The sequence below is a fragment of the Arthrobacter sp. TmtSoilC77 genome (assembly GCF_059739415.1).
The window spans coordinates 1,458,511-1,483,946 of the sequence record NZ_AP046050.1; the positions used below are offsets into that span (position 1 = coordinate 1,458,511).

18 protein-coding genes are annotated in these 25,436 nt (G+C 63.3%); 11 read left to right on the forward strand and 7 right to left on the reverse strand.

Annotated elements, in window-relative coordinates:
* Positions 1 to 23 precede the first annotated feature (23 nt).
* Positions 24 to 3,398 carry a glycosyltransferase gene (locus tag AC6I99_RS06845; protein ID WP_497945696.1) on the forward strand — a complete coding sequence of 1,125 codons (3,375 nt, stop codon included), beginning with the start codon at positions 24 to 26 and terminating at the stop codon, positions 3,396 to 3,398.
* Positions 3,391 to 5,088 carry a DUF5719 family protein gene (locus AC6I99_RS06850; RefSeq protein ID WP_497945694.1) on the forward strand — a complete coding sequence of 566 codons (1,698 nt, stop codon included), beginning with the start codon at positions 3,391 to 3,393 and terminating at the stop codon, positions 5,086 to 5,088. Before AC6I99_RS06845 ends, AC6I99_RS06850 begins: the two co-directional genes overlap by 8 nt.
* Before the next feature lie 21 nt (positions 5,089 to 5,109).
* Here AC6I99_RS06850 and AC6I99_RS06855 read toward each other — a convergent pair whose 3' ends face one another.
* Complete coding sequence (locus AC6I99_RS06855) at positions 5,110 to 5,628, reverse strand: metallopeptidase family protein (protein ID WP_224091639.1); 519 nt, start codon at positions 5,626 to 5,628, stop codon at positions 5,110 to 5,112.
* Positions 5,629 to 5,769: 141 nt separating this feature from the next.
* On the opposite strand from AC6I99_RS06855, the gene AC6I99_RS06860 reads away from it, so the two are divergent.
* The 5 genes from AC6I99_RS06860 to AC6I99_RS06880 all read left to right on the forward strand — a co-directional run bounded on the left by AC6I99_RS06860 (position 5,770) and on the right by AC6I99_RS06880 (position 10,481).
* Positions 5,770 to 6,147: a DUF3499 domain-containing protein gene (locus AC6I99_RS06860; protein WP_497945692.1), complete on the forward strand. Its 378-nt coding sequence runs from the start codon at positions 5,770 to 5,772 to the stop codon at positions 6,145 to 6,147.
* A 181-nt stretch (positions 6,148 to 6,328) separates the two neighbouring features.
* A complete protein-coding gene (locus AC6I99_RS06865) occupies positions 6,329 to 6,547 on the forward strand; it encodes a Trm112 family protein (protein ID WP_224091642.1) in 219 nt (72 codons plus the stop codon).
* A 55-nt stretch (positions 6,548 to 6,602) separates the two neighbouring features.
* On the forward strand, positions 6,603 to 8,081 hold the full coding sequence (ahcY, locus tag AC6I99_RS06870; protein WP_497945691.1) for an adenosylhomocysteinase: 1,479 nt from the start codon (positions 6,603 to 6,605) through the stop codon (positions 8,079 to 8,081).
* Positions 8,082 to 8,227: 146 nt separating this feature from the next.
* Positions 8,228 to 9,448, forward strand: coding sequence for a L,D-transpeptidase (locus tag AC6I99_RS06875; protein ID WP_497945689.1), 1,221 nt, complete (start codon positions 8,228 to 8,230; stop codon positions 9,446 to 9,448).
* A gap of 208 nt (positions 9,449 to 9,656) precedes the next feature.
* Positions 9,657 to 10,481, forward strand: coding sequence for a pentapeptide repeat-containing protein (locus tag AC6I99_RS06880; protein ID WP_497945688.1), 825 nt, complete (start codon positions 9,657 to 9,659; stop codon positions 10,479 to 10,481).
* A 29-nt stretch (positions 10,482 to 10,510) separates the two neighbouring features.
* Here AC6I99_RS06880 and AC6I99_RS06885 read toward each other — a convergent pair whose 3' ends face one another.
* Positions 10,511 to 11,314, reverse strand: a complete 804-nt coding sequence (locus tag AC6I99_RS06885; protein ID WP_224091645.1) for an RDD family protein — start codon at positions 11,312 to 11,314, stop codon at positions 10,511 to 10,513.
* A gap of 114 nt (positions 11,315 to 11,428) precedes the next feature.
* Here AC6I99_RS06885 and AC6I99_RS06890 point away from each other — a divergent pair, with 114 nt between their 5' ends.
* Together AC6I99_RS06890 and AC6I99_RS06895 are read left to right on the forward strand one after the other, a co-directional pair.
* A complete protein-coding gene (locus AC6I99_RS06890; protein ID WP_497945687.1) occupies positions 11,429 to 12,424 on the forward strand; it encodes a stage II sporulation protein M in 996 nt (331 codons plus the stop codon).
* A 154-nt stretch (positions 12,425 to 12,578) separates the two neighbouring features.
* On the forward strand, positions 12,579 to 13,691 hold the full coding sequence (locus AC6I99_RS06895) for a TIGR01906 family membrane protein (RefSeq protein WP_497960672.1): 1,113 nt from the start codon (positions 12,579 to 12,581) through the stop codon (positions 13,689 to 13,691).
* A 12-nt stretch (positions 13,692 to 13,703) separates the two neighbouring features.
* On the opposite strand, the gene AC6I99_RS06900 is transcribed toward AC6I99_RS06895, so the two are convergent.
* Positions 13,704 to 15,536, reverse strand: a complete 1,833-nt coding sequence (locus tag AC6I99_RS06900; RefSeq protein WP_497960674.1) for an AMP-dependent synthetase/ligase — start codon at positions 15,534 to 15,536, stop codon at positions 13,704 to 13,706.
* A 10-nt stretch (positions 15,537 to 15,546) separates the two neighbouring features.
* Entirely contained in the window at positions 15,547 to 17,190 is a 1,644-nt protein-coding gene (locus AC6I99_RS06905) for a dolichyl-phosphate-mannose--protein mannosyltransferase (RefSeq protein ID WP_497961940.1), read from the reverse strand.
* Between the two features lie 274 nt (positions 17,191 to 17,464).
* Between AC6I99_RS06905 and rsmI the strand changes: the two genes are divergently transcribed.
* Positions 17,465 to 18,412, forward strand: a complete 948-nt coding sequence (rsmI, locus tag AC6I99_RS06910; RefSeq protein ID WP_497960675.1) for a 16S rRNA (cytidine(1402)-2'-O)-methyltransferase — start codon at positions 17,465 to 17,467, stop codon at positions 18,410 to 18,412.
* A 160-nt stretch (positions 18,413 to 18,572) separates the two neighbouring features.
* Complete coding sequence (locus tag AC6I99_RS06915; RefSeq protein ID WP_223936356.1) at positions 18,573 to 20,054, forward strand: NAD-dependent succinate-semialdehyde dehydrogenase; 1,482 nt, start codon at positions 18,573 to 18,575, stop codon at positions 20,052 to 20,054.
* Positions 20,055 to 20,227: 173 nt separating this feature from the next.
* Here AC6I99_RS06915 and AC6I99_RS06920 read toward each other — a convergent pair whose 3' ends face one another.
* From AC6I99_RS06920 to AC6I99_RS06930, 3 genes are read right to left on the reverse strand one after another with little or no spacing between them, the layout of a single operon-like run.
* Positions 20,228 to 22,732: a transglutaminase TgpA family protein gene (locus AC6I99_RS06920; protein WP_497960676.1), complete on the reverse strand. Its 2,505-nt coding sequence runs from the start codon at positions 22,730 to 22,732 to the stop codon at positions 20,228 to 20,230.
* Entirely contained in the window at positions 22,729 to 24,279 is a 1,551-nt protein-coding gene (locus tag AC6I99_RS06925) for a DUF58 domain-containing protein (RefSeq protein ID WP_497960678.1), read from the reverse strand. Before AC6I99_RS06925 ends, AC6I99_RS06920 begins: the two co-directional genes overlap by 4 nt.
* 12 nt (positions 24,280 to 24,291) lie before the next feature.
* Positions 24,292 to 25,380, reverse strand: coding sequence for an AAA family ATPase (locus AC6I99_RS06930; protein ID WP_224091690.1), 1,089 nt, complete (start codon positions 25,378 to 25,380; stop codon positions 24,292 to 24,294).
* Positions 25,381 to 25,436: the final 56 nt, after the last annotated feature.

The window sequence follows — 25,436 nt, forward strand, 5'->3', positions numbered from 1 at the left end:
AGGAAGTACACGTTACCGCCGTCGTGGTTGCCCACGACGGCGGGAGCTATCTCCCCAGGACCTTGGCGGCACTGTCGAACCAGACGCGTTCGGCAGATGCCGCCATTGGCATTGATACAGGATCCACAGACAACTCCCTCGACTTGCTTCGTGAGGCCTTGGGTCAAGCAAACGTCACCACATTCGTCCAGCCCAAGTCTGGCTTTGGCGCCGCTGTCCAGGCCGGCCTGGACGAGCTTGCTCCCAGGGATGCCGCCAGGAATGAGGACGTTGCCAAAAGCGCAGAATCGGCCGGTGCTGTCCCATGGATCTGGCTCCTTCACGACGACGCCGCTCCTGCTCCTGATGCCTTGGCCGAGCTTCTCCACGCAGTGGAACGGACCACTTCGGTAACAGTTGCCGGCTGCAAGCAGCTTGGGTGGCAGGACGACCGTCATCTGGTGGACGTTGGATTATCCACCAGCCGCTGGGCCGAACGCCTCACGCTGATCGACGCAGACGAAGTAGATCAAGGGCAATATGATGCCCGCTCTGACACTTTTGCCGTGAACTCTGCCGGAATGTTGATCCGCAGGGACGTCTGGGAGCAGTTGCAGGGCTTTGACCCTGCCTTGCCCGGCAGCGGCGACGACGTCGATTTCTGCTGGCGCAACTGGCTTGCGGGAAACCGTGTGGTGGTGGTGCCAAGCGCGCGCATGTTCCACGTGGAGCACCGCCCGCACGGTCTTGGTACGTCCTCCGCGGCGCGCAAAGCGCAAATTCACATGCGCCTCAAACACACCCCGTGGTGGAACCTGCCGTTCCAGGCAGTGGGGGCGCTCCTGGGCGCACTTGTCCGTCTGGTGCTGAGCATTCTGGTCAAGGAACCGGGCTACGGATTCTCCCAGTTCACGGCCACTATCGCCGGCTTGGTGCGGCCCTTGGCTATCGCAAGAGGCCGCCGGATTGCGGCGAGGACCCGCCGCGTTCACCGTTCGGTGGTCCGGGGCCTCCAAACGTCCTCGCGTGAAGTCCGCGCCAACCGGCGTTCCCTGCTGGAGGCCATCCGCCCAAGCGAGGAAACTACCGTAGCCTCCGATCTTCTCGCCCCCGAACCCAGCGGCGATGCCTCTGACGATTTCGAGGCGCTGGCCACCAACGAACGCGGGTGGGTTGGCACTGGTGCAGTTGCTGCTGCCCTCATCGCGTTCGCCGCTTCTTTCGTTGGACTCTTCGGCCTCCTTCGCACAGGAACCGTGGCCGGAGGAGGACTCCTCCCGTTGTCCGGGTCACCCTCCGAGATCTGGGCCAACGCCTCTACATGGTGGATTTCCCTCGGTGCGGGACTGCCTGGGCACGCCGATCCCTTCGCTTACGTGTTGTGGCTTCTTTCCTTGTTTGGGGGTGGCGATGGCAACTCGGCAACCGTGTGGTTGCTGATCCTGGCCATGCCACTCTCTGCGATCGGTGCCTGGTTCGCTGCCGGGGCCTTGACCGCCCGGCGCCGGTTCCGGGTTGTTGCCGCTCTTGCCTGGTCCGGGGCACCTGCCCTGCTGGTAGCCATCAACCAAGGCAGGCCGGGAGCCTTGGTGGCCCACGTGCTGATGCCTTTGCTGCTGCTGGCGCTGATACGCGCGTCCGGTTCTGCGATAGGCCGGGCCAATGCCGCAAGGGCGCCTTTCACGCGTCGCCCCTCGCCCGTGCTCGGTAAACCGGGAATTAACGGCACGCCGTCCTGGACCGCAGCGGCGGCTGCCGGCTTGGCGATGGCTGCAATCACTGCATCCGCGCCGTCGCTCCTGGGGCCACTGACGGTGGTCGTCGTCCTTGTGGCCGTGGTGCTCGGAACGCGGGGAAAGACACTCTGGTGGTCGCTTTTGCCCAGCGCCGCGCTGTTCATTCCCTACGGCATTTCGGTTCTTGACCGCCCCCGCTCCTTGCTTGCCGATCCGGGCCTGCCGCTCAGTTTCGACGCTGCACCACTGTGGCAGCAGTTCCTGGGCCAGCCCCTGGCTTTCGACATCGACGGCGGCCTTACGGGTCTTGGGATGTTCGGACCGGGCGCTGTGCCTTGGGCTCTGGTGCTTGCTCTGCTGGTGAGCGTCCCTGTCCTTCTCTTGGCCGTAGCGGCACTGTTCCTTCCCGGCAAGCGCACCGCCCTTGTCCGCGTCTTCTGGTTGGCCGCGCTGGCTACGTTGGCCAGCAGTTGGCTGATGGGCCATGTGGCCACCGGAGTCAACAACAACGTGATTGTTGGTCCGTTCACCGGCCCGGCGGTTTCTGCAGCCGGAATCCTGCTGCTCGGTGCGGCGTTGCTCGGTGCCGATAAGCTCTTTGCAGTTCCCACCAGGACTTCTGATGCTGCCCGCTGGAAGTCGCCCTTGCGGCGCGTGGCGTCGGGTGTTGCCCTTGCGCTGCTGCTGGGCGGACCCTTGGCCGGGATTGCGGCATGGGCGGGACAAAACGTCCTGCGGCCCGTCTCTGAGGCCCCGGTCGCTGCCGATACAGCTGACGCCCCTGGATCAGAGGCGGGTAAGAAGCTCTCCTTGGGCGCTGCACGCCAGGTGCGGCCGGTGGACAACGGCACCTTGCCGGCCACCGCCGTCGACCGCGGAGAGGGACCGGAACGTACGCGGACGTTGGTCATCACCAGCGGCGAGCAGGGCGCCTTTACGTCCTCTCTGATGCGTGGTGCCGGGACTACGTTGGACAGCCTGTCTACCATCGCCTCGGCCAGGACCATTATTGGGGCGCCCGGCCGTGAAGAGATTGCTACCGACGACGCCGCTACCGCGTCCCTCCGCAGGGCAGTGGCCACTATCGTGGCGAGCACAGGTGTGGACCCCCGCAACGATCTGGAGCAGCTCGGTGCCGGTTTTGTTGTGCTCAAGGCGGCTGATGACGCCGCCCAGCTGACCGCCAGCAGGATCGACGCCGTTCCGGGCCTCGTTGCTGTTGGACAAACCGACGCCGGGTGGTTGTGGCGCGTAACCCCGAGGAATTCCTCTGCCGCCACCGCTGCAGACACGGCCCACAGGGTTCGCATTCTCAACGCCCAGGGTGAGGCCATCGGCTACCTGCCCTCAGCAGAGGTGTCCGTGGACGCAGCTGTGCCGGCGGGCGACGAAGGCCGCCGGCTGGTCCTGGCTGAACGGTCCGATCCTGGCTGGAGTGCTTGGATGGATGGGCGCCAGCTGAAGTCGACCACCTCCGGGTGGGCGCAGGCTTTCGAACTTCCGGCCACTGGTGGCGACCTGGAAATCCGGTACACCAACCCTTGGGGTCTTTGGCTTGGCATCCTGCAGGCCGTGGTGTTCGGCCTGACCGTGCTGTTGGCCGTTCCGATGCCCGCACGCCGCTCGCGAACCGGCATGTCGAGGGACGAAGTCTCCCTCCGTAAGGAGTACAGCAGTGTCTGAGGACCCAAAGAAGCAGGTGGACGATAACGCGACGCGCGGTTCCACGAAGAATGCCCGCAGTTCCACCAAAGATGCACCCAACTCCACCAAAGATGCCCGTTCCGGCAAGGGCGCCCGCAGTTCCAACAAGGGCATCATCACAGGGGTTTTGTCCGCAGCGGTGATCCTTGCCGCGGGAGGCGGAGCGGTTGCGGCCACCTCGATGGTTCCAGGGCCCTCAGGCGGATCTGCAGCGGACATCCGGCAAGCCGACGTTCCGGCGGGCCGCTCCCTGGGCGTCTGCCCGGAACCAGCGCGCCTTGTCACCGGAACCGATGTGGACACCGATGCTGAATTCAGCCCGGTTTCCACCACCGCCACCAGTGCGCTCAACGCACTGGTCCTGAGCAATCCCGCAGGCACCATTCCGGGCAGTAAAGTGACGTCGTTGGCAGGCGGCGCAGTTGCTGAAATTGCAAAGACCCCCACGAGTACCCCATCGCCCACTTCCGGTCCACCGGTTCTGACGGCAGCGGCTGCGACCATCAGCCCGGTGACAGCTCCTACCGTGGTGGGCGCTGACCCGCTCGGAAACGAACAAGCCTCCTTGGCTGCGAACCTGAGCTATTCAGCCAACGACGGCGACCTCCGTGGCCTTGCGGCGGCTCCGTGCCAGCAGCCCGGAAATGATGCTTGGCTGTTGGGTGCGGACACCGCGCTTGGCCGGACCGCGGTCCTGAACCTCAGCAATGCATCCGAGACGCCTGCCACCGTCAACCTGGACCTCTTCGGCGCCCAGGGGCAGATCCAGGCGCCGGGCGCACGGGGTCTTCTGGTGGCTCCCGGGACAACGCGTTCGGTAAACCTTGCCGGCCTTGCCCCGGGCGAATCCCAACTGGCAGTGCACGTACGCAGCTCGGGCGGACCCGTTGCAGGGACCATTCAGCAGAGCGTGCTGCGCGGACTGGTGCCGGGCGGGGTGGAGTTCCTGGCCCCGGGTTCCGGGCCGTCCAACCTCCAGGTGATGGCCGGCGTCGACATCCAGGATGCAGCGGCGATCAAGGCACTTGGCAGTAAATCCGGCTTTGCCGACGCCGTTCCTGCGCTTCAAATAGCCGTACCCGGGTCCACGGACGCCGTGGTTCAGGTCCGGCTGTACGGCGCGAACGGTGAGCGCCAGCTCCCCAATGGGGGAGTAGTCACGGTCAAGGGCGGCACGGTAGCTACGTTGGACCTGGACGGCGTTCCGGCCGGCAGCTACACCGTGAGTGCGAGTTCCGATGTCGCGTTCGTCGCTTCAACCCGGATCACACGGGGGGCCAAAGCGGAGGATCCAACGGATTTCGCGTGGTCGCCGTCTTCGGCCAGGCTGGGAAGCCAGCATGTGGTGGCCGTGCCCCGTGATGGGCAGAACTCCTTCAGCTTTGGCGTTCCTGAGGGACGCGCAACTGTTAGCTACGCACCGGTGACAGCCGATGGGAAGGTGGGCAAGTCGGTGGACGTGGACATGTCCGGTGGCACAACATCGCTGATCGAGCTTCCAGCAAAATCCGGACAAGCAGTGGTTGCCGGGTACGTGGTTTCAGCATCCGGGGACCCTGCGTATGGGGCACTTATCCTGGGTAGGCAGGACCGCGCCGACGTCTCGGTGCTGGGCATCCAGGATGCTGCTGCGGGGCTCGAGAAAGTTCCTGTGACGGTGGGCTACTAGGTGGGTTGGGACCCGCGGGCGCTACTGGTAGCGACGCCGGTACACCGGATCCAGCGTCTCCGGCGGTACCCCGAGCATTTCCGCGGTGTACTCCACCACGACGTCGTGAACGAGGTCCTGGAGCTCTTCCCGTGTTCCGGCTGTCTGTTCGACGACACGGCGGTACACAGCGATCATGGGTGCTTCGCCTCGGCTGCCCGGAGTGTAGGAGCCCATGGGGGCTGCCGCGCCTTCGGCGACCAATTGCTCCAGGTTCGGCGGGATTTCGTCGACGGCGAAGAGCACGCCATCCAACTGCTTGCCCCACATATCCTGGAGGCGTTCGGCTGAGTCCAGCACCATGTCATCGAAACGTTCGGCGCGGGTCCGGAAGCCGGGAAGACTTGGGAGCATGAGTTCCCCACGCAATCCTCTGCCGTGACGGTTTCTCCGGCGCCGCCGGAAACCGCGGACATCCGTGCCGGTGTGTTCCTTTGCCTGATCGCCTGCGGCGTCAGTCCACCGGATTGTGAAGCCAGGAACATGTGGCTGTGACTGCATATATCGACTTTAGTCCCGAGGAACCGCCAACGCGACATCATGGCGACCAGCGCGCCGTGACCGGCGCTGACTGCACCTTCCGGGTGGGCACGGCCAGCCAATGCGCAGGTTATGGGCCAAGGGGCGCTAATCTGGGATGTTGTGGGTGCTATTCGTCAGTGTTCAAGGTCCGCCTGCCGCCAATCCGCGGTGGCTACTTTGACGTACGTGTATGCCGAGTCCACAGCGGTCCTCGGCCCGCTGGCCATGTACGCCGAACCGCATGCGTACGATCTTTGCGCCCAGCATGCGGAATCCCTGACAGTCCCGCGGGGCTGGGAAGTGCTGCGCCTGGCTATGCCAACGACACCTCCGGAGCCTGGCCCCGATGACTTGCTGGCTCTTGCCAACGCGGTGCGGGAAGCAGCTTCAGCGGCAACGGACACCCCACCGCGTTCCAGTCGGCCGCATGTGGAGCCTCCCGCCATGGTTGAAGGTGCGCGCCGCGGCCACTTGCGGATACTGCGCGAACCGTCCTAGGTCCGTCCTGACCCTGCCACACACGGCGACCCCGGACACGTACGACCACCCCGGACACGCACGGCAATCCCGGACTCAAATCTTCGTCGGCTCCTTGGTGGATGGTCCTGCGCTGTAGGCTGGAATCTGCAGATAAATCCGCCAGCGGCGCCATGCCCGCGCCATCCAGGGAGCATCATTCATGCCAAAGGTCAGTCCTGAACTGTTGTCCATCCTGCGCTGCCCAGTGACGGGTTCATCGCTGGTCCAGGAGGGGGAGGACCTTGTGTCAACGGCTACCGCCGAGAACGGTGAAAAGGTCCGTTACGCGATTGAGGACGGCATTCCCCTGCTTCTGCCGCCGGAACTGCTGGCTGCTTCCAACGCCGCAAGCTCCAGCCAGCACAACGCCAAGGCCTGAGTACTTCCAGAACAGCAATCCCGCACGGTACGCCTAAACATCCATAAGGACTTCCATGACTTTCGACTACAAAGTGGCTGACATTTCCCTTGCCGAGGCAGGCCGCCACCAGATCCGTCTCGCTGAGCACGAAATGCCGGGCCTCATGTCCCTTCGTGCTGAGTTCGGCCCGTCGCAGCCGCTCAAGGGCGCCCGCATCGCCGGTTCGCTGCACATGACGGTCCAGACAGCCGTCCTCATCGAAACCCTCACCGCCCTGGGCGCCGAAGTTCGTTGGGCCTCGTGCAACATTTTCTCCACCCAGGACGAAGCCGCCGCCGCCGTCGTCGTCGGTAAGGGCACGCCGGAAGATCCGCAGGGTGTTCCCGTGTTCGCGTGGAAGGGCGAGACCCTCGAGGAATACTGGTGGACTGCAGAGCAGATCCTTACCTGGCCCGGAGCGGACGCCAACCCGGAGCTGGGTCCCAACATGATCCTGGACGACGGCGGCGACGCCACCCTGCTGCTGCACAAGGGCGTCGATTTCGAGGCTGCAGGCGCCGTTCCCGCAGCCACCGAGGAAGATCCTGAAGAGTACGTCCTCATTCTGGACCTCCTTCGCCGGACCCTGGCCGCGGACCCGCAGAAGTGGACACGCGTGGCCGCCCGGATCCAGGGTGTCACGGAAGAAACCACCACGGGCGTGCACCGTCTGTACCAACTCGCCGAACAGGGCAAACTGCTGTTCCCGGCCATCAACGTCAACGACTCCGTCACCAAGAGCAAGTTCGACAACAAATACGGCATCCGCCACTCGCTGCCGGACGGAATCAACCGTGCAACGGACGTCCTCATGGGCGGCAAGGTTGCCGTGGTTTGTGGCTACGGCGACGTCGGCAAGGGTGCGGCAGAAGCACTACGCGGCCAGGGTTCGCGCGTTGTAGTTACCGAGATAGACCCCATTTGTGCCCTGCAGGCCGCCATGGATGGCTACCAAGTGGCCAAGCTGGAATCTGTCCTTGCCCAGGGTGACATCTTCATCACCACCACCGGCAACAAGGACGTCATCATGGCCGAGCACATGCTGGGCATGAAGAACAAGGCGATCGTGGGCAACATCGGCCACTTCGACAATGAGATCGACATCGCAGGTCTTGCCAAGGTTCCCGGCGTCAAGAAGGTGGAGATCAAACCCCAGGTTCACGAGTGGGTCTTCGACGCCGGCTCCGACTCCGAACGGTCGATCATCGTGCTGTCTGAAGGCAGGCTCCTGAACCTGGGCAACGCAACGGGCCACCCGTCCTTCGTGATGAGCAATTCATTCACAAACCAGACGATCGCGCAGATTGAACTCTGGACCAAGAAGGACCAGCCGGCCGGGGAACGCGAATACCATAAGCAGGTTTACGTCCTGCCCAAGATCCTGGACGAAAAGGTAGCCCGCCTGCACCTGGATGCGCTTGGCGTGGAGTTGACGGAACTGAGCAAGGATCAGGCGGATTACCTGGACCTGGATGTTGCAGGTCCGTACAAGCCGGAGCACTACCGCTACTAGGCCAAGTTCAGTTTTGGGGTGCCAGTAACCTCCAAGCGGCAGCCCCAAGCCGCAGTGAAAGGCCGGACACGTGACCAGCGTGGCCGGCCTTTCGGCTAGAATTGGGTGTTCAGTATTGCTTGCCGGGGGACAGGAAGACGGGAACCATGACGGAAGTCGCCAAACGGAAAACGGGCAAGATCCTTGCCATTGGAGGGGTCTTTGCGGCCATCGTCGTGGGCGGTATTGGCGTTGCCACTGTTCCTGGATTGCTGTCCGGTTCCACCCCCAACGGCGTGGCCACAACCCGCTCCACTCCGACGCCGGAGGCCAAACCCGTCGAACTGGGCATCACACCGCTGGATGGCGCTGTGGAGTGGAATCCAGTGGTTGGCCCGCAGATCAAGGCCGTCAACGGCAAGGTCAAGGATGTTGTGCTGGCGCCGGTTGAAGGCGGTACACCTGTGCAGGGGAAGACCAGCGCGGATGGCAGCACATGGACAACCCTTGAGGTCCTGAAGTTCAAGACCCAATACAGCTATTCCTTCACCATTGTGGACACCGCAGGTAAGGAAACGAAGAAGACGCAGACCTTCACCACGGTTTCTGCCGCCTACGAGGCCGATGCTTCCATTTATCCGCGTAACGGCACAGTTGCCGGCTCGGGCCAGCCGATCGAAATCAACTTCAGTGAACCTGTGGTTGACAAGGCCGCGATGGAAAAGCGCGTTGCCATCACCGTTTCATCGGGCCAGCCAGTGGCGTGGCATTGGTACTCGGACAAGAAGGTCCGCATTCGTCCGGAGGCCTTCTGGGCGTCGGGAACCACGGTCACAGTGGATATGAAGCTCCTGGGCGTCGATTTCGGCAACAAGATGATCGGCAACGGCGATGTCGTTTCCACTTTCACTACGGGACCGCAACGCGTGGCTGTGGTGGATGACAACACCAAGACCATGAACGTGTACTTCGATGGCCAACTGATGCACACCGCACCCGTATCGCTGGGTGGCGAAGACTGGCTATCGCCCACCGGCTATGCCGTGATCCTTGAACAAGAACGCAAATCCAACTTCAACGCTGGAAGCATCGGCCTCAAACCCGGGGACAAGGGCTATTACGCTCCAATGGTGGTGGACTATGCCAACCGCCTCACGTGGTCCGGCGTCTATGTCCACCAAGCCCTGGAGTCCGCTTGGGGCGCCATTGGACGCGTGAACGTTTCCCACGGCTGCGTTGGCTTGCTGCCCGAGGATGCTGCCTGGTTTTTCAACAACATGAAAACCGGTGATGTGGTGCAGATCCTGAATACTGGTGCGCCGGCTGTGGAGCCCTTGGAGGGGTTCGGCGACTGGAACATCCCCTGGGCCAGCTACGCCCAGCGGTAGCCTCCATCTCCAGCCGGGGACAGAATTGCTGTTAATATCGAGGCAGTGATTATTTCTTGCGGTCTTTGATTCTCCTTTCCGGTTCCGGCACCTGGCCGGACCTGTTATTTGTGCTGCCCTCCGTGGTGATTACGAGTCTTCCCTAGGGGAACCCGCGCAGGGTTCCCGGCTCCTTCCACCGGATTCCATTTCATCGCTTGGAGCACTAATGACTATTTCGCCAACCCTTCGCCCGGACTGCAGCAATTGCTTCGCCCTCTGCTGCACCGCCCTTGGCTTTGCCCGCTCAGCCGATTTCGCCATCGATAAACCGGCTGCTTCAGCCTGCCCGAACATGGCCAGCGACTTTTCCTGCACCATCCATCAACGTTTGCGGCCCCGCGGATTCAGCGGATGTACTGTCTTTGACTGCTTCGGCGCAGGCCAAGTGGTTTCCCAACGCACGTTTGGGGGTACGAGCTGGGTCCAGGATCCGGAGTCCAAGGCCTCGATGTTCGCTGTCTTCAAGATCGTCAAGCAACTGCACGAAATGTTGTGGTACTTGGCCGAAGCTGAACAACGCGCTTTCGATCCCGAGCTGGCGGCCACCGCCCGCGGGCTTTCCGCAGATATCGAAACCACATCCCAAGGCGAGGTGTCCGCAGTCCTGGCTGCCGACGTCGGACATTTACACGCCCGGGTGCGCGCCCTTTTGATGGAGGTCAGCGAGGAGGTGCGCGCTTCATATGCGGCTGAGGGCCGTGAAATGCCCGACGGCAGAATCCACCCGGGTGCCGACCTCATGGGTGCCAATTTGGCAAAGCGGCAACTATGCGGCTCGGACCTCCGCGGTGCCTACCTGATAGGGGCAAACCTGGAGCGCAGTGACTTAACCGCCGTTGACCTCCTCGGCGCCGATCTGCGCGATACCCGTCTCCACGGCGCCAACCTAGCAAGGTCCCTCTACCTCACCCAACCGCAAATCAACGCCGCCCAAGGAAACCGGGAAACGCGCCTGCCTGAAAGACTCGCTACGCCTGCCCATTGGCACTAGGAACATCGGCGAAAGGCTGCGACGTTGTCTCAGCCCTGGGTAAACGGCAGCTTGCGGAGCCTTTCGCCGATGGCGGCGTTGCGCTGTTCCGCCGTGCGGAGGCGGGCAAATTCGCGGTTGCGTCGCTCACCGAGGACTGCCCCTATGTAGTCCTCGGGAATCGTTCCCGCTGGCGGTGGCGGCGCGACGTAGTTGGCCAGCTCGGAGGCCAGCGCTGCGGCCATCCTGGCGCGTGAGGATGGTGCCATGAGGTACGCCTGCTGAACGAAGGTTCCGGCCCGGCGGGCTGTGGCGTCGGGGATCCGGCCTATGTCCGCTAAGGCCACCCATGGTTGGAGGTATGGCGGAGCGCCGGGAAAGATCCTCGGCTCGGAGGGCACGCGCTGCCGCAGGGAGTAAGTGCCTGCTACGACGTCGCCGAGGCGCTTGGACTTGTCGTTGAAGAGCGCCACTCCGATAGCGAGGCCACCGAAAGTCATGTAAATCTCGAGGAACCCGAGCAGCCCACGGATGACCGCGTGCCGAAACCGGATGGAGCCGCCGTCGTCCCTGACCACACGCAGGCCCGCGGCCAGCTTCCCCAAGGAGCGGCCGCGGGTGAGCGTCTCCACACCGACGGGAACGATGACGAAGGAGAAGACGACACAGGCCAGGACCATGGCCCGGACCGCGGCTTCATCGAGATCCCGGGCGGCGGAGAGGACCAGGATGATGAGGAGGATCAGGAGCAGGACGTTGGCAATGACGTCCAGAATGAGCCCCAGCGCGCGGGCGGCGAAGGACGCCGGGCGCAATTCCAGGACCACTGCCTCGCCTGTGATGATTGAACTCAAATCCGCCCCCGGTGGCCAGCAATCGCGGCGGGCGCATCATGTACCCGCATCAACGAGTCTAGCCGCGACCATCAGGGCAGACAGGAATAGGGCAGGCAGGGATAGGGTGGTGCCGTGGACATCGATGCCTTTTCGGCCGTGCATGGGGACAAATGGTCGCGGCTGACGTTTTTGGCACATAAGCGGCGGCTCACTGGGTCCGAGGCCGACGAACTATTGCGCCTGTACCAGACTGTCTCCGCACATTTGTCCCTTATCCGCTCGGTGGCTCCCGAGACGGCCCTGTCCTCATCGCTGTCTGCCGCGCTTGCCCAGGCTCGAACCAGGTTCACCGGGGCACGTTCGAACTTCATGGAAGACCTCGCCCGTTTCTTCGTTATCGCCTTGCCGGCGGCGTTCTACAGACTCCGATGGCTAACAGTGTGGTGTGGGATGTTCTTCGTGCTGGTGAGTGGGGCGTACGCCCTGTGGATCGGGACGTCGCCCGAGGCGCTGCGGGCCGCGTTTGGCAGCGATGACAGGGTGCGTCAGTACATTGAAGACGACTTCATCGACTACTACTCGGAGAATCCGGCGGCGTCCTTTGCCGGCGCGGTCTGGACTAATAACGCCTGGATTTCAGCCCAAGCCGTTGCGTTCGGAATTACGGGGTTTTGGGTGCCCATGATTCTCTTCCTCAACGCCCAGGGCGTGGGTGCGGCAGCCGGCGTGTTTGCCTCCGCGGGAAAGTTGGATGTCTTCTTCAGCTACATCCTTCCGCATGGGCTCATGGAATTGACCGCGGTGTTCATCGCCTGCGCAGCCGGGCTGAAGATTTTTTGGTCGATGGTCCGGCCCGGACCCCGGACCCGGATGCAGGCCGTGGCGGACGAAGGACGTTCGCTCATCACGGTTGCCCTCGGGTTGGTCCTCGTTCTTCTCATCTCGGGCCTCGTGGAAGCATTCGTGACACCAAGCCCCTTGCCTGTCTGGATGAAGATCGCGATCGGGGCGCTGGTCCTGGTGGCCTATTGGACGTACACCCTGGTTGTGGGTGGACGTTCATTCCGCTCGGGCGCTACCGGCGATCTTGACAGCCATGACGCCGGCTACCGGGGGATTGCTGTCTAGGCGGACACGCCCGCACCTTACAGTTGCGTTTCGATCTTGCCCAACGCGGGGTGGCTCCTCGTCTCCGCCCAAAGCCGGACTGTAGGCTCGAATGCAGACAAGAGTGCCGGCAGCATGGTCAGGCCGGTGGGATGCCTACGGAAGTGAAACCGCTGTGAGTGACAAGAGCCCAAAACCACAAGATCCGGGGACGGACGTCCACGAGGACCCCGACGAGCCGGCCTTTGACTGGATGAAGCCCAAGGCGCCTGGTGGTTCTTCTGCTGCTCCCTCAGGTCCGGTCCCGGTTCAGCCCGAGAGCCGCGCTGACCGGAAGGCTGCCGAGGCTGCGGATGTTGAGCCGGAGCCACCGCTTTTCGCGGAGTCGGTGGCAGATGCGCCCGCAAGTCGCCAACCGGCACACTATTCGGAACCGTTGCCGACGTCGGCCCTCCAGGTTCGTCCGCCGGAGGACGAAGTTGCCAGGCGTAATGCGGAACGCGAACAGGCTGCAAAGGTCAAGCCGATCGGCCCCCGCATTTTCCAGGTATTGCTCGCCGTCTTCTTCCCTGTGATCCTCTTGGTGCTGGCTGTCCGCGCAGTGACCAGCCCCCTCTTCCTCTGGGTTGAATACAACCGGCCGGGTTTCCCCGGAGACGGTTACGGGTTCAGCACGGACGATCGCATGACTTACGGCTCCTATGCTGTGGACTACCTGAGCAATTGGTCCGGGCCCAGATATTTGGGTGGCTTGGTAAACCAGGACGGTGCCAAGCTTTTCAAGGACAGCGAAGTCGCGCACATGGCGGACGTGAAGATGGTCATTCTGTCCTCGTTCGGTGCCGGCCTGCTGCTCATTCTTTTGAGCATCATCGCCATTGCCTACTTGCGTAAGCGCAGTACAGGCGGTGTTCGGCGCGGGCTCTTCGCCGGCTCCATCGTCACCTTGGTCATCATCATCGGCCTTGGAGTGCTGGCAGCCCTGAGCTGGCAGCAGTTCTTCACGGAGTTCCACCGGATCTTCTTCGCCAATGGAACCTGGACATTCTCGCTGGAAGACACGCTGATTCGTCTCTTCCCGGGACAGTTCTGGGTGGATGCCGGAATCGTCATTGGAGCGCTCGTGTTCCTGGCCGCAACGATCACCTTCATCCTCACCTGGCCAACGCGTCGCCGCCGTGGTTTGGACGACAAGTCAGCGGCCGAAGAAGATGCGTCCTCAACGGAGATCGACGACGAAAGCGATACCCCAGGTGTCCGCAAGCACACCGGCGAAACCGTCGCATAAACGAGCGGGGCGCTACTTTTCGTAAAGCTTCTCCACCAACGAGGAGAAGTCCTTAACCACCGCGGCCCGCTTCAGCTTGAGCGACGGCGTCAGGTGCCCGGACTCGACGCTGAGATCCGCAGTGATAAAGCCAAACTTACGGATGGATTCGGCCGAGGACACCAGAGTGTTCGCTTCGTCCACCGCAGACTGAACTGCTGCACGAACGCGCTCGTCCCTGGCGGCTTCACTGGGGGACATGGCGTCGCGCTTGTTCTCGGCGCACCAGTCTTCAAGCCCTTCAGGATCCAGGGCCACCAGTGCTGCGACGAACGGCTTGCCGTCGCCCACCACCACGGCCTGTCCCACAAGCGGGTGCTCCCGCAGTTTCTCTTCGAGGGGACCGGGTGCGACGTTCTTGCCCCCTGCGGTGACCAACAGGTCTTTCTTCCTGCCTGTGATGGTGAGGAACCCGTCCGGGTCAAGCTCGCCAAGGTCTCCTGTGCGGAAGAAGCCGTCGACGAAGGCCTCAGCGGTGGCGGCCTCATTGCGGTGGTAGCCCTTGAACACGCCGATCCCCTTGACCAGCACCTCGCCATCCGGGGCCACGCGGATGGTGGTACCGGGCAGCGGTATGCCAACGGTCCCTATGCGGGACATGCTTGGCGTGTTGACGGTGCAGGGCGCAGTGGTTTCGGTCAGGCCATAGCCCTCAAGGACAGGGATCCCCGCGCCGTGGAAGAAATGGTTTTCCCGGAGGCTGAGGGGGCTGGCCCCGGACACGGTGTAGCCGATGGCGCCGCCGAAGACCTCCCGCACCTTGGGGTAGAGGAGCTTGTTGAATGCCGAATGCTTGAGGTTAAGGAACCAACCCGGACCGGACCCCTGCCCGCGGGCGGCGAGGTCTACCGCCGTCGAATATTCGACGGCGGCCGCGGACGCAGTGGCGAACAGTCCGGACTTGCCTGACATTGCCGCTTTGTGTCCGGCGCCGGCGTAGACCTTTTCGAAGATGCGGGGAACTGCCAGCAGGAAGGTCGGTTTGAAGGCGCCCAGGTCCGCCATGAGGCCGCTGGCACCCGGGCTGTGCCCCAACGTGACGCCTGCGGTGAGGCAGACCACCTGGACTGCCCTTGCCAGGACATGTGCCAGCGGCAGGAACATCAACGTTCGCGCGCCGTGCTGCATCAACAGTTCGGGGAGGAACGGGATGACGTTCCTGGCAACGAGCACGAAGTTGCCATGCGTGATTTCGCAGCCCTTGGGTTTGCCGGTTGTGCCGGAGGTGTAGACGATCGAGGCTACATCGGACAAGTTGGCGGCGCTGCGCTGGCGCTCAAGTTCGGCATCCATAATGCCAATTCCGACGGCGGCAAGGCTGGTCAGGTTCGGGGCCTCACCGTCGTGCTCCATGCGGATGATCGTCACCGGGTCCTCACCCAAAGCTGTGGACTTCTCAACGAGGGTGTGAAGCAGGTCTGCTTTGGAGGTGTCTTCCACAAAGATGCGCCGGGCACCGGAATCGGCGAGGATCCACTCGATCTGGCTTGCCGAAGACGTTTCATAAATGGGTACGGTAACTCCGCCAGCCATCCAGATGGCGAAGTCCACCAAGGTCCATTCGAAGCTTGAGCGGGAGAGCACAGCTACGGGATCGCCGGGGTTGACGCCCCCTGCGATGAGACCCTTGGCCAGTGCCTGGACGTCCGCGAGGAAGCGCGCAGCAGGCACGTTGAGCCACCCATTGGCTGTCTTGTGGGCGTAAAGGTTGCCGAACGGGTCCTTGGCGCATCGTTCCAGAAGGAGGTCGGTCACGTTGGTATTCTCGTCGGCCTCGACCAGAAGCTCCGTGCTTGCCTCCCTCACGATCCTCCTCCTAGATCCACGATGGCATCCACATCCTCATCCGCCACTCCTGGTAGCTGATGACTTCGGCGGTCAGTACGGGGTAGAAAAACGCTGTTGCCAGCACGGCCAGCACCACAACCGAGCCCACTATGTAGAGTCCGTATCTCCGCCTCCAAGGAGGATCGGTGGTGCGGCCCAGCACCAACCCCAGGACATACGTCAGGGCCAGCACCAGGAACGGTTCAAAGGAAACTGCGTAGAAGATGAACATCGTGCGTTCGGGATACATGAACCACGGCAGGTATCCAGCCCCGACTCCAACGAGGATGGCCCCGGCGCGCCAATCCCGCCGGCCTGTCCACCAGAAGAGCAGGATCACCAGGGCAATGGTGCCGCCCCACCAGACAATGGGGTTGCCGACGGGCAGGATGGCCGAGGAACACGTCTCGGCAATGCAGCCGGCAGTGCCCTGCTTGGGCGATTGGTAATAGAACGAGGTGGGCCTGCCCATGACCAGCCAGGTCCAGGGGCTGGATTCGTAGGGGTGGTCGGCACTGAGGCCCTGATGGAACTTGTACGCCTCAAGGTGGTAATGCGCCAGGGAACGCACGGAATTGGGCAGCCAATCCCACCCGGGCGCCGGATTGGTGGCCGCCCACTGGCGGTAGTAGGCATCCTTGGAGAGGAACCAGCCGGTCCACGTGGCGACGTACGTGGCCGCCGCGATCGGGACAATGGTCAGGAAAGCCGGAAGTCCATCCTTGATGACCGCTGCACTGGGCCAGCTGCGGATCCCGGCAATGCGGCGGGCGCTCATGTCCCAGAAGACGGTCAACAAGCCGAACGCAGCGACGAAAAACAGCGCAGACCATTTGGTGCCCACAGCCAGTCCGAGGCAAATCCCGGCAACCAGGCGCCACCAACGCATCCCCAACCAGGGGCCGGCCAACAGTTGCTTGGCCGAGGGCCGGCCGTCGGATGAAGCAGCCGCACGGGCGGCCAGCCTGGAAGCAAGGCGACGCCGGCCGTCGTCGCGGTCCAAAAGCAAAGCACCAAAGGCGGCAAGGATCCAAAACGCAAGGAAGATGTCCAGCAGGGACGTTCGCGACAACACAAGGTGGTGGCCGTCAACCGCGAGCAGCAAGCCGGCCACTGCGCCAAGCGTGTGGGAACGGAAGAGTTTCAGCGTGATGAGTGAGAGCAGGAAGACCGTGAGCGTCCCGGTCAGGGCGGCACCAAAACGCCAGCCGAACGGATTGTCAGCCCCAAACAACCACATGCCGAAGGCAATCATCCATTTCCCCACCGGAGGATGAACCACGTACTCCGGGGTATTGAGCAGGATCTCGGGATTGCCGGCGTTGAAGGAATCGTTGGCGTTGGCTGGCCAGCTGCGTTCGTATCCGCTGACGAGGTACGAATACGCGTCTTTGACGTAATACGTTTCGTCGAAGACCAGGCTGTGGGGGACCTCGAGACGGAAGAAGCGCAGGATTCCGCCGATGGCGGCGGTAATGGCGGGAATCAACCAGAACCATAAACGCAGCGACGGCGGGTAATCCCGCCAGCTTTGGATCCCGCCGATCAAACGCGATGTCAGGGCGTCCACCGAAAAGGCCGCAGCAGGTCTGGCGATCCAGCGGTGGCCTTCGAGCCCGCGTCCGGCAGGCAGCTTGCTGTTGCTGCCAGCGGGGTCGTCCTGCCTGGACGGCGGCCGCCATGAGGTAGTTCCCCTGGCCGTTGTTTCCTGGGCCGGCTCTCCGGAGCCGTTGCTTGCCGCCACGTCCGTGGCTCCGGAAGGTAATGCCGACACTGCGGGGGTTCCGGAATCGGTGGTGGGAACGGGGGACTGGCTCACCCGCCCATGCTACCGTTCCATCCTTGCTCCGGCGTTGAAGTGCGCTCTTGCTGCGGCGTTGAAGTGCGCGCGGCATTAGGCTTGGCAGGTGGACGAACAACACAGCACCCCGGACGAAGCCCCCTTTGATGATGCATCGGCGGTTGATGAACCGGACGCGGCCCAGGAACCCGAAGCCGCTGCCGACACGGGCGCAACCACGGCAAGCGGCAGGATTGTGCTTGCTGCCACTCCCATCGGCAACGTGGGCGATGCATCCTCCCGCTTGATCGAACTCCTGGCGACATCGGACATCGTCGCAGCCGAGGACACCCGTCGCCTGCATCGGCTGGTCCAGGCCTTGGGCGTGGAGGTGTCCGGGCGCGTCATCAGCTATCACGAACACAACGAGGTAGCCAAGACCGGTGAACTGCTGGAGTATGTGCGGGCCGGCAAAACCATCCTGATGGTCAGCGACGCCGGAATGCCGGCGGTTTCAGACCCTGGCTTCCGTTTAGTGGAGGGAGCCGTTGCCGCAGGCCTGACCGTCACTGCCGTGCCGGGACCTTCCGCCGTGCTGACGGCCCTTGCGCTTTCCGGACTGCCCACAGACCGGTTTTGCTTCGAAGGCTTCCTGCCACGGAAGTCGGGGGAGCGGAATTCCCGCCTGGCGGACTTGGCTGACGAGCGCCGCACCATGGTGTTCTTTGAGGCTCCGCACCGGCTTGAAGTGATGCTTCGGGCGCTGCACGAGCGCTTCGGACCGGAACGCCGGGTGGCTGTTTGCCGGGAATTGACCAAGACCTACGAGGAAGTCATCCGCGGAACATTGCGCGAACTCCTGGAGTGGGCAGAAAACAATGAAGTCCGCGGCGAAATTGCCGTGGTCGTGGGTGGCGCTCCCGAGCAGGCTCCCGGCAAGCCGGAAGACCATGTAGCTGCCGTGAACGAGCTCATTTCCCAAGGAATCCGGTTGAAGGAAGCCGTCGCCGCCGTGGCGGATGACGCCCGTATCAGCAAGCGGGAGCTGTATTCGGCGGTGCTTGCAGCACGCTGATCATCCCTGTGCAGGTGCACAATTTGGCGGGCGCATGGCAGTGCGTGAAGGCGTAGACACTGCTTCTTGCATGGCAGTACCGTGGCAGTAATTCAAGCCAATTCTGGCAAGGAACCCTAGTGGTGCAACCCTCCAATGCACCCAAGACGAAGGAGTCGCCATGACTGTAACGGTTGAACGCGAAAGCGAACTGCTGGCTTCCGTCCCCACCGGCCTGCTGATCAACGGTCAGTGGCGTCCGGCGGGATCCGGAAAGACTTTTGATGTTGAGGACCCGGCTACGGGCAAGGTCCTGCTCAGCATCTCCGACGCCGGTGCTGAAGACGGTGCCGCGGCCCTGGACGCCGCTGCTGCCGCCCAGGCTGACTGGGCACGCACGGCACCGCGCGAACGCGGTGAGATCCTGCGCCGTGCCTTCGAACTCGTCACCGAGCGCGCCGAAGACTTCGCGCTGCTGATGACCCTCGAAATGGGCAAGCCCCTGGCCGAAGCCCGCGGCGAGGTCACCTATGGCGCCGAATTCCTGCGCTGGTTCTCCGAGGAAGCTGTCCGTGTTTCGGGCCGTTACTCCGCAGCGCCGGACGGCAAGAACCGCCTGCTCGTTCAGAAGAAGCCGGTTGGACCCTGCCTGCTCATCACGCCGTGGAACTTCCCGCTGGCCATGGCCACCCGCAAGGTAGCTCCGGCCGTCGCCGCTGGCTGCACCATGGTGCTCAAGCCCGCCAACCTCACCCCGCTGACAAGCCTGCTCTTCGCGCAGGTGATGCAGGAAGCCGGCCTTCCCGCAGGTGTCCTGAACGTCATCCAGACCTCCACGGCCGGTGCTGTCACCGGACCGCTGATCAAGGATGACCGCCTCCGCAAGATCTCCTTCACCGGTTCCACCCCGGTAGGCCAGGCCCTGATCCGTGAAGCCGCGGACAAGGTTCTGCGCACGTCCATGGAACTTGGCGGCAACGCACCGTTCGTCGTCTTCGAGGATGCTGACCTGGACAAGGCCGTTGAAGGCGCCATCGCCGCCAAGATGCGCAACATGGGCGAGGCCTGCACCGCAGCAAACCGCTTCATCGTGCACGAGTCCATCGCCGACTCCTTCGCCGAGAAGTTCGCCGCGAAGATCGGTTCGCTCACCACAGCCCGCGGTACCGAGCCGGAGTCCAAGGTTGGTCCGCTGATCGACGGCAAGGCCCGCGATGGCGTGCACGCCCTCGTCACCGAAGCCGTAGCAGGAGGTGCCACAGCAGTCACCGGTGGTGCCGCCGTCGACGGTCCCGGCTACTTCTACCAGCCCACTGTGCTGAAGAACGTCGCCGCCGACTCCCGCATCCTCCAGGAAGAAATCTTCGGACCAGTGGCCCCGATCGTCACGTTCTCCACCGAAGACGACGCCATCCGCCTGGCCAACAACACCGAATACGGCCTGGTTGCCTACGTCTTCACCAAGGACCTCAACCGGGGCCTGCGGGTCAGCGAGAAGCTTGAGACCGGCATGCTCGGCCTCAACGCCGGTGTCATCTCCAACGCCGCTGCACCGTTCGGTGGCGTCAAGCAGTCCGGCCTGGGCCGCGAAGGTGGCTCCGAAGGCATCGAAGAGTACCTCTACACCCAGTACGTAGGTATCGCCGACCCGTACGCCGACTAGGTCCTGTACCCCGACTGAGTCCCGTACCCCGGCTGAGTCCCGTACCCCGACCAGTCCAGGGGTCCCGTCCACCGCTCTCGCAACAAGAACGGTAGAGACAAGCAGAGGGCCCGACCCCGGAGCCATAAGTTCCGGAGTCGGGCCCTTTGCTGTTCCCACGTGGGATCGCGGTCTTAGCGGCGTTGCGGGAGAAGTCCCCTGAGCGCGCGCCATGATCCGGCAATCCCTTGCCCCGTCCGCCGGAACAGGGACCCCACAGCGCGGGCGGGGGCACCGAGTGCGTGGAACCAGCGGCGCATGAGCGACGGCGGCAGCCAGTTGGCACGGAAGCGGACCAGCCAGTTGGCATTGTTCCGTAACGAGTCACGAACAACAGCGATCCTGGCAGCCGCCGGCGAGGCTGCCTCCATCGGGCGACCATAACGTTGCCGTTCGAAGTCCGTGGTGAGTGAAGCGACGGCGGCATGTGCGGCGTCGTCGAGACCCCCGGCCTCGCCCAGAATGGAACTTGAACGGAGCCGGGACGAAAAGTGCCTTGGCGTTTCACTGGGCGTGGACGGTACACCATAGTCAGTGGCGAGGTCCTGCAACTCTGCCCATGCGAGGGCGGCAGAGTCGTGGTAAGCGTCAGGCGATCCACGATCCGCTGGTTCCTTTGGACTGAGCCGGCGGCGTCGCACGACTACCCTGCTCAGCCTCGGCGAGCCAAGGAAAGCAGCGAGCAACAGCACTGCCGCAATCGTGGCAATAACCGTTGGCAGCGGGTCACGTGGCGCAGAGCCGGCAGTTTGCGCGTCGCCTCCCGGCAGCGGAACGGTGGTGGGCGGAGGCGTCACTGTGGTGCCTGGAACGTCCTTCTCGTCAGCATTGGTGCTCAGGCTGCCCGGGACTGAGGACTCGGTGGCATATTCCGGAACAACCCCACGGGAAGGAGTCGGCTCAAAGGGCACCCATCCCAGTCCTTCGAAGTAGAGCTCGGGCCACGCGTGCGCGTCACGGGCATCTACCTCATACTCAGGGAACGATCCCTGGCCAACCAAAGCCACGGTCTCGCCCGTCAGCCGCCCGGGTGCGTATCCCACCGCAATGCGGCTGGGGATGCCCTCCACGCGGGCCATCACCGCCATGGCGGAGGAGAAGTGGACGCAATAGCCGCTCTTGACCGCCAGGAAGTCCGCCAGCACCGACAACCCGTTGCCGTCATAGCCGTTTTGCACCGGCGCTTGAAGGGAATACGTGAATTCACTGGAACGCAGGTATTTCTGGATCGCCAGCGCCTTGGCGTAGTTGTTGCCTGCCGAAGACGTGACCTGCTCCGCCGTCTGGCGAACAATGCTTGGCAGGTTCCCTGGAACGCGGAGGAAGTCCTCCGAAATGGACTTTGGCTTACCTGTTGCCTGCGACAGGGCCTGCGCACTGATCTTGGGTGCCGCCGAGAAGACCACATAGCGTTGGGCCAGCGTGCTCGTCTCCGTACTCATGATGCTGAGGGTGGCCGGATCCCAGGTCCAACGGCCGTTCAGCCCGTTAACGGACACGGGGGCGAACGGCGCCGGTAAGTACGGGCTGGTGAACAAGCCCGCATTGATGGACGTCACCGCATTCACGACTTCTCCCTGGATGGAGTAACCCGGCTCTATCCGGTCCACCCCGGCCCGCCGTGTGGCGGAGCGGTCATCAGGTGCCCAGGTTTCGCCGTCGAAGTGGTCAATGGTGACAGACCTCAGGTAAGTGGCTGCGCTGGAACTGGTGGAGTACGTGATGCGTCCTGCCCCCGTGGGACTGCGAAGACTGTTACCCAGCGTGATCATCGGATTGAGGCCGTTCGAGGTACCCCAAGGGCTCAACCGCGAGCCTTGCGGGAAGGTGCCTGTTTCAAACCCGGGAATGGCCAGCGGAACAACCAATGCCAAACCCAGTGCCAGCACCCCCGTCACCAGGGAGCGCCTGATCTGGCCGGAACTTCGTGGTGCTCCGGACTGCAGCCTGGCGTCAGGGGCGAACCAATGGCTGCAACCAAGAATGAGCAGATATCCCACCGTGGCCCCAACGAATCCAGCGACACCTACGCTTTGCGGCTTGATGGTTGCAGGAACCACCATGACCGCAAGGAGTCCGATTCCACTGGCCGCCGGCATCGATAGCGGGACGGCCAAAGCATCGATCAGGATCACCAGAAGTCCCAGGCACGCACACGTGACGAAGACAATCCCCGCGTTGGGGGCCACCGGAGCGCTCTCGGACACAACCGTCTCGGCGGCCCGCTTGATGAGCCGGCCTACCGCGGCAAACGTGCCGGTGGTAGGGATGAAGCCCAGGAAGCTGTCCTGCCGGCAGAACGTGAAACTGAGTATGCCGGCCAATGCTGCCAAGGCACCCAGCGTGGTAACCAAGGGCTGGATCCGGAGGGTCCGCAGGATGGCCAGTGTCAGGGCCACCACTACAACGGTGGTGATCAGCGGCATGAACCAGGCCCAGCCCCTGAACACTCCATTCAGGGATATGGCCGCACCAAGAACGGCCACGGCAACGGAACCAGCCATGATCCACGGGTAGAGGCCGGGAGCCTGCGGCCGTTGTTGAGGTGAAGCGGGGGCGGGCCCGTCTCCGCTGGCACCCTGCTGGGGAACGCCCCGCTGGAATGTTGCAGGGGACCCACGATGGGACGTTGCGGTCATCGCGGCACCGCGGCTCCGCGCCGTACGTCCATTGCCGCGCTCGCAGCAACCAGCAGGCCGCCTTCGTCGAAGTCGGACCAGGCCGCTGTCAGTGGTGTCTTCGAGGTGACGGAGACAGCCTTCCAGCCGCCCTGCCTCAAGGTTTCCAGGACATCGTCCTTGTTTCGGAAGTCCGGGTTCCGGGAGTCATGGTTGCGGGACTCGTTGCTGCTTTGAGGGTCCGTGACTACTATCGCGAAGGCGTTGGCACCATAGCCGGCCGCCTGAGCAAGGGCTTTGGCCTCGGCAAGGGTCAGATTGCCAAGCAAGGCAAGGAGCGGCCCGCGCAAACGATGCGCAGCGAGCTTGTCCATGAGGCGGTCGTCGAAGACCGAATCAACGCTTTCCTGGCCCGGCACCTCCAAGGCCCCACTGCGGTTAGGCACGGAACCGATGGGTTCGGGGGAGCGCCGGGCGTGCCCCGGACTATTTTCTCCGGCCCTGTGATGTTCAGCCCTGTGGTGGTCAACCCAGTGGTGTTTTGGTCCGCTCAACTCAATCGCGGCCAAACCTTCGGCAATGGCATGAAGGCCGGCAACGCCACTGAACTCTTCCACGCCCGGATCCGGTGCCGACGGCGAGCGAATGAAGGCCGGGCTACCGAAGGCGTCCAGGACGCGCAGCGAGTAGTTCCGTTCGGCCAAGTGCGCGCTGATGGACATTGCCGCTGTCACAACCCACTCAAAATTCGGGCTGGTCACCAGGTCCGAGTCGTCGTCGTGCGAGCTGAAAACCGAGGCACTGCCGGAGGCGAAGGCCGCGAATCGTTGGTCAAGGATGATGGTGGCTTCCGGAGTGGTAACAGATTCCTCCTGGCGGACCATAAGCTGTCCGTGCCGCGCTGTGGCGGGCCAGTGGACGCGCCGCATCGGATCGCCGTGCCGGTATTCGCGCGTCATGATGTCGTCGTCGCTAGGGTTCGCCCTGATCCGGGTGGCCGTTACGCCATCGTTCCCACGCGCCCCCGCGAGTCCCGTTACGGGAAGTTCGACGGCGGCCGGCGTCACGGTGAGGAGGTCGCCGTCGTCGATGGCATGACGCCGCAACGACAAGCCGAACGGGTCGCTGAACTCGGCAGTAACAGGACCTATGCGGAACTGTCCCCGCTTGCCGGATCGCAGATGGTATTCGTAGCGGCTGGTGCCACCTGCTGCAGACCGGGCCGGGAAGCGGAAAGCCGGTGGATCACCGAACCGTGGAGGCAGTTGCTCCTCCATGATCACGTGGCCGGTGGAAAACGTGGATCGGGCGACCGCCAGGCGAACGGTGGTGGCGGTGGACGTTTCCACGGTGGAGGGATTGAATTCCCGGTACACCTGGAACTTGGGTTTCCAGACCCGGACACCAGCCAGGGCAACCAAAGGAAGGATCAACAAAAAGACGGCCAGAGTCAGCAGATCACGTCTGCCCATAATGTAGGCGCAGACCAACGAGGCCACCCCGGCGGCGAGCAATCCCCATCCGCGGCTGGTGAACAAATGCTTTGGGAGCCTATCCACGAGTGCCATGCCCGCTGTCTCCTATGCGCTTTGCTTGTCCCTGCGCCACGCGCCAGGCGGTTCCTGGGCAACCGGGAGGGAAGCGAGGATGCCCCGCAGGACTGTTTGGGGCGTGTCGCCGGAACTCGCAGCCTTGCGGTCCAGGATGATGCGGTGCGCGAGTACTGATTCGGCCACGTCCACGACGTCGTCGGGAAGGACAAAATCGCGTCCATCCAAAGCTGCCGTGGCCTTCGCGGCGCGCAGCAACTGCAGCAAGGACCGCGGGCTGGCACCGAGTCGAAGGCGGGCGCTTTCACGCGTGGCACGGCCAATGGCAACGGTGTATTCCTTGATGGCCGTGGACACGTAGACCTGCTGGACCGCTGCAATCATGGCTGCCACATCGGCTGCCGTGACCACTGGGGTTACCTTGATCAGGGGAGAGGCCGCCTGATGCGTTTCCAACATCTCGATCTCGGCATCCCGATCCGGATAGCCCATGGAAATCCTGGCCATGAAGCGGTCGCGCTGGGCTTCGGGCAGCGGATAAGTGCCCTCCATTTCGATGGGATTCTGCGTTGCCACCACCATGAACGGCAATCCCAGCTGGTACGAATGCCCGTCCACCGTCACCTGGTGTTCCTCCATGCACTCCAGGAGCGCGGATTGGGTCTTGGCTGAGGCACGGTTGATTTCGTCGCCGATCACGATGTTCGCGAACACCGCGCCGGGCCGGAACTCGAACTGCCGCGAAGACTGGTTGTAGATGGACACGCCCGTCACGTCCGATGGCAACAGATCCGGGGTGAACTGGATACGGGACACCGTGCAGTCCACGGTTCGGGCCAGTGTCTTCGCCAACAGGGTCTTGCCAACGCCGGGCACATCCTCCAGCAGGAGGTGGCCTTGGGCCAGGAGAACTGTCAGGGCCAGCTTCGCAGCGTCCGCCTTGCCGTCGATGACCTTGCCGATGGAGGCCAGGATGCGCTCGCTGGCATCGTGGAAACGTTCGGCGTCCATGACCTGCGGCTTGTGTCCATTGAGCGCGGCGGCTTCCCGGGGCAGCGCGCTGTACGCCTCGCCCTGGAGTGGGGAAGGCTCAACGGTGACTTGTCGCTTGGACTCCATGGATTGCCCTTCAGCCGTGGCCAACGCCGGTGTCGGCCGTCTGTCCGTTCCAGACT

Bases quoted from the DNA above. Each gene is read 5' to 3' on its own strand.
- AC6I99_RS06920 (WP_497960676.1), bottom strand. From the start codon at position 22,732: ATGACCGCAACGTCCCATCGTGGGTCCCCTGCAACATTCCAGCGGGGC.
- AC6I99_RS06865 (WP_224091642.1), top strand. From the start codon at position 6,329: ATGCCAAAGGTCAGTCCTGAACTGTTGTCCATCCTGCGCTGCCCAGTG.
- AC6I99_RS06880 (WP_497945688.1), top strand. From the start codon at position 9,657: ATGACTATTTCGCCAACCCTTCGCCCGGACTGCAGCAATTGCTTCGCC.
- AC6I99_RS06875 (WP_497945689.1), top strand. From the start codon at position 8,228: ATGACGGAAGTCGCCAAACGGAAAACGGGCAAGATCCTTGCCATTGGA.
- ahcY (WP_497945691.1), top strand. From the start codon at position 6,603: ATGACTTTCGACTACAAAGTGGCTGACATTTCCCTTGCCGAGGCAGGC.
- AC6I99_RS06915 (WP_223936356.1), top strand. From the start codon at position 18,573: ATGACTGTAACGGTTGAACGCGAAAGCGAACTGCTGGCTTCCGTCCCC.
- AC6I99_RS06855 (WP_224091639.1), bottom strand. From the start codon at position 5,628: ATGCAGTCACAGCCACATGTTCCTGGCTTCACAATCCGGTGGACTGAC.
- AC6I99_RS06925 (WP_497960678.1), bottom strand. From the start codon at position 24,279: ATGGCACTCGTGGATAGGCTCCCAAAGCATTTGTTCACCAGCCGCGGA.
- AC6I99_RS06930 (WP_224091690.1), bottom strand. From the start codon at position 25,380: ATGGAGTCCAAGCGACAAGTCACCGTTGAGCCTTCCCCACTCCAGGGC.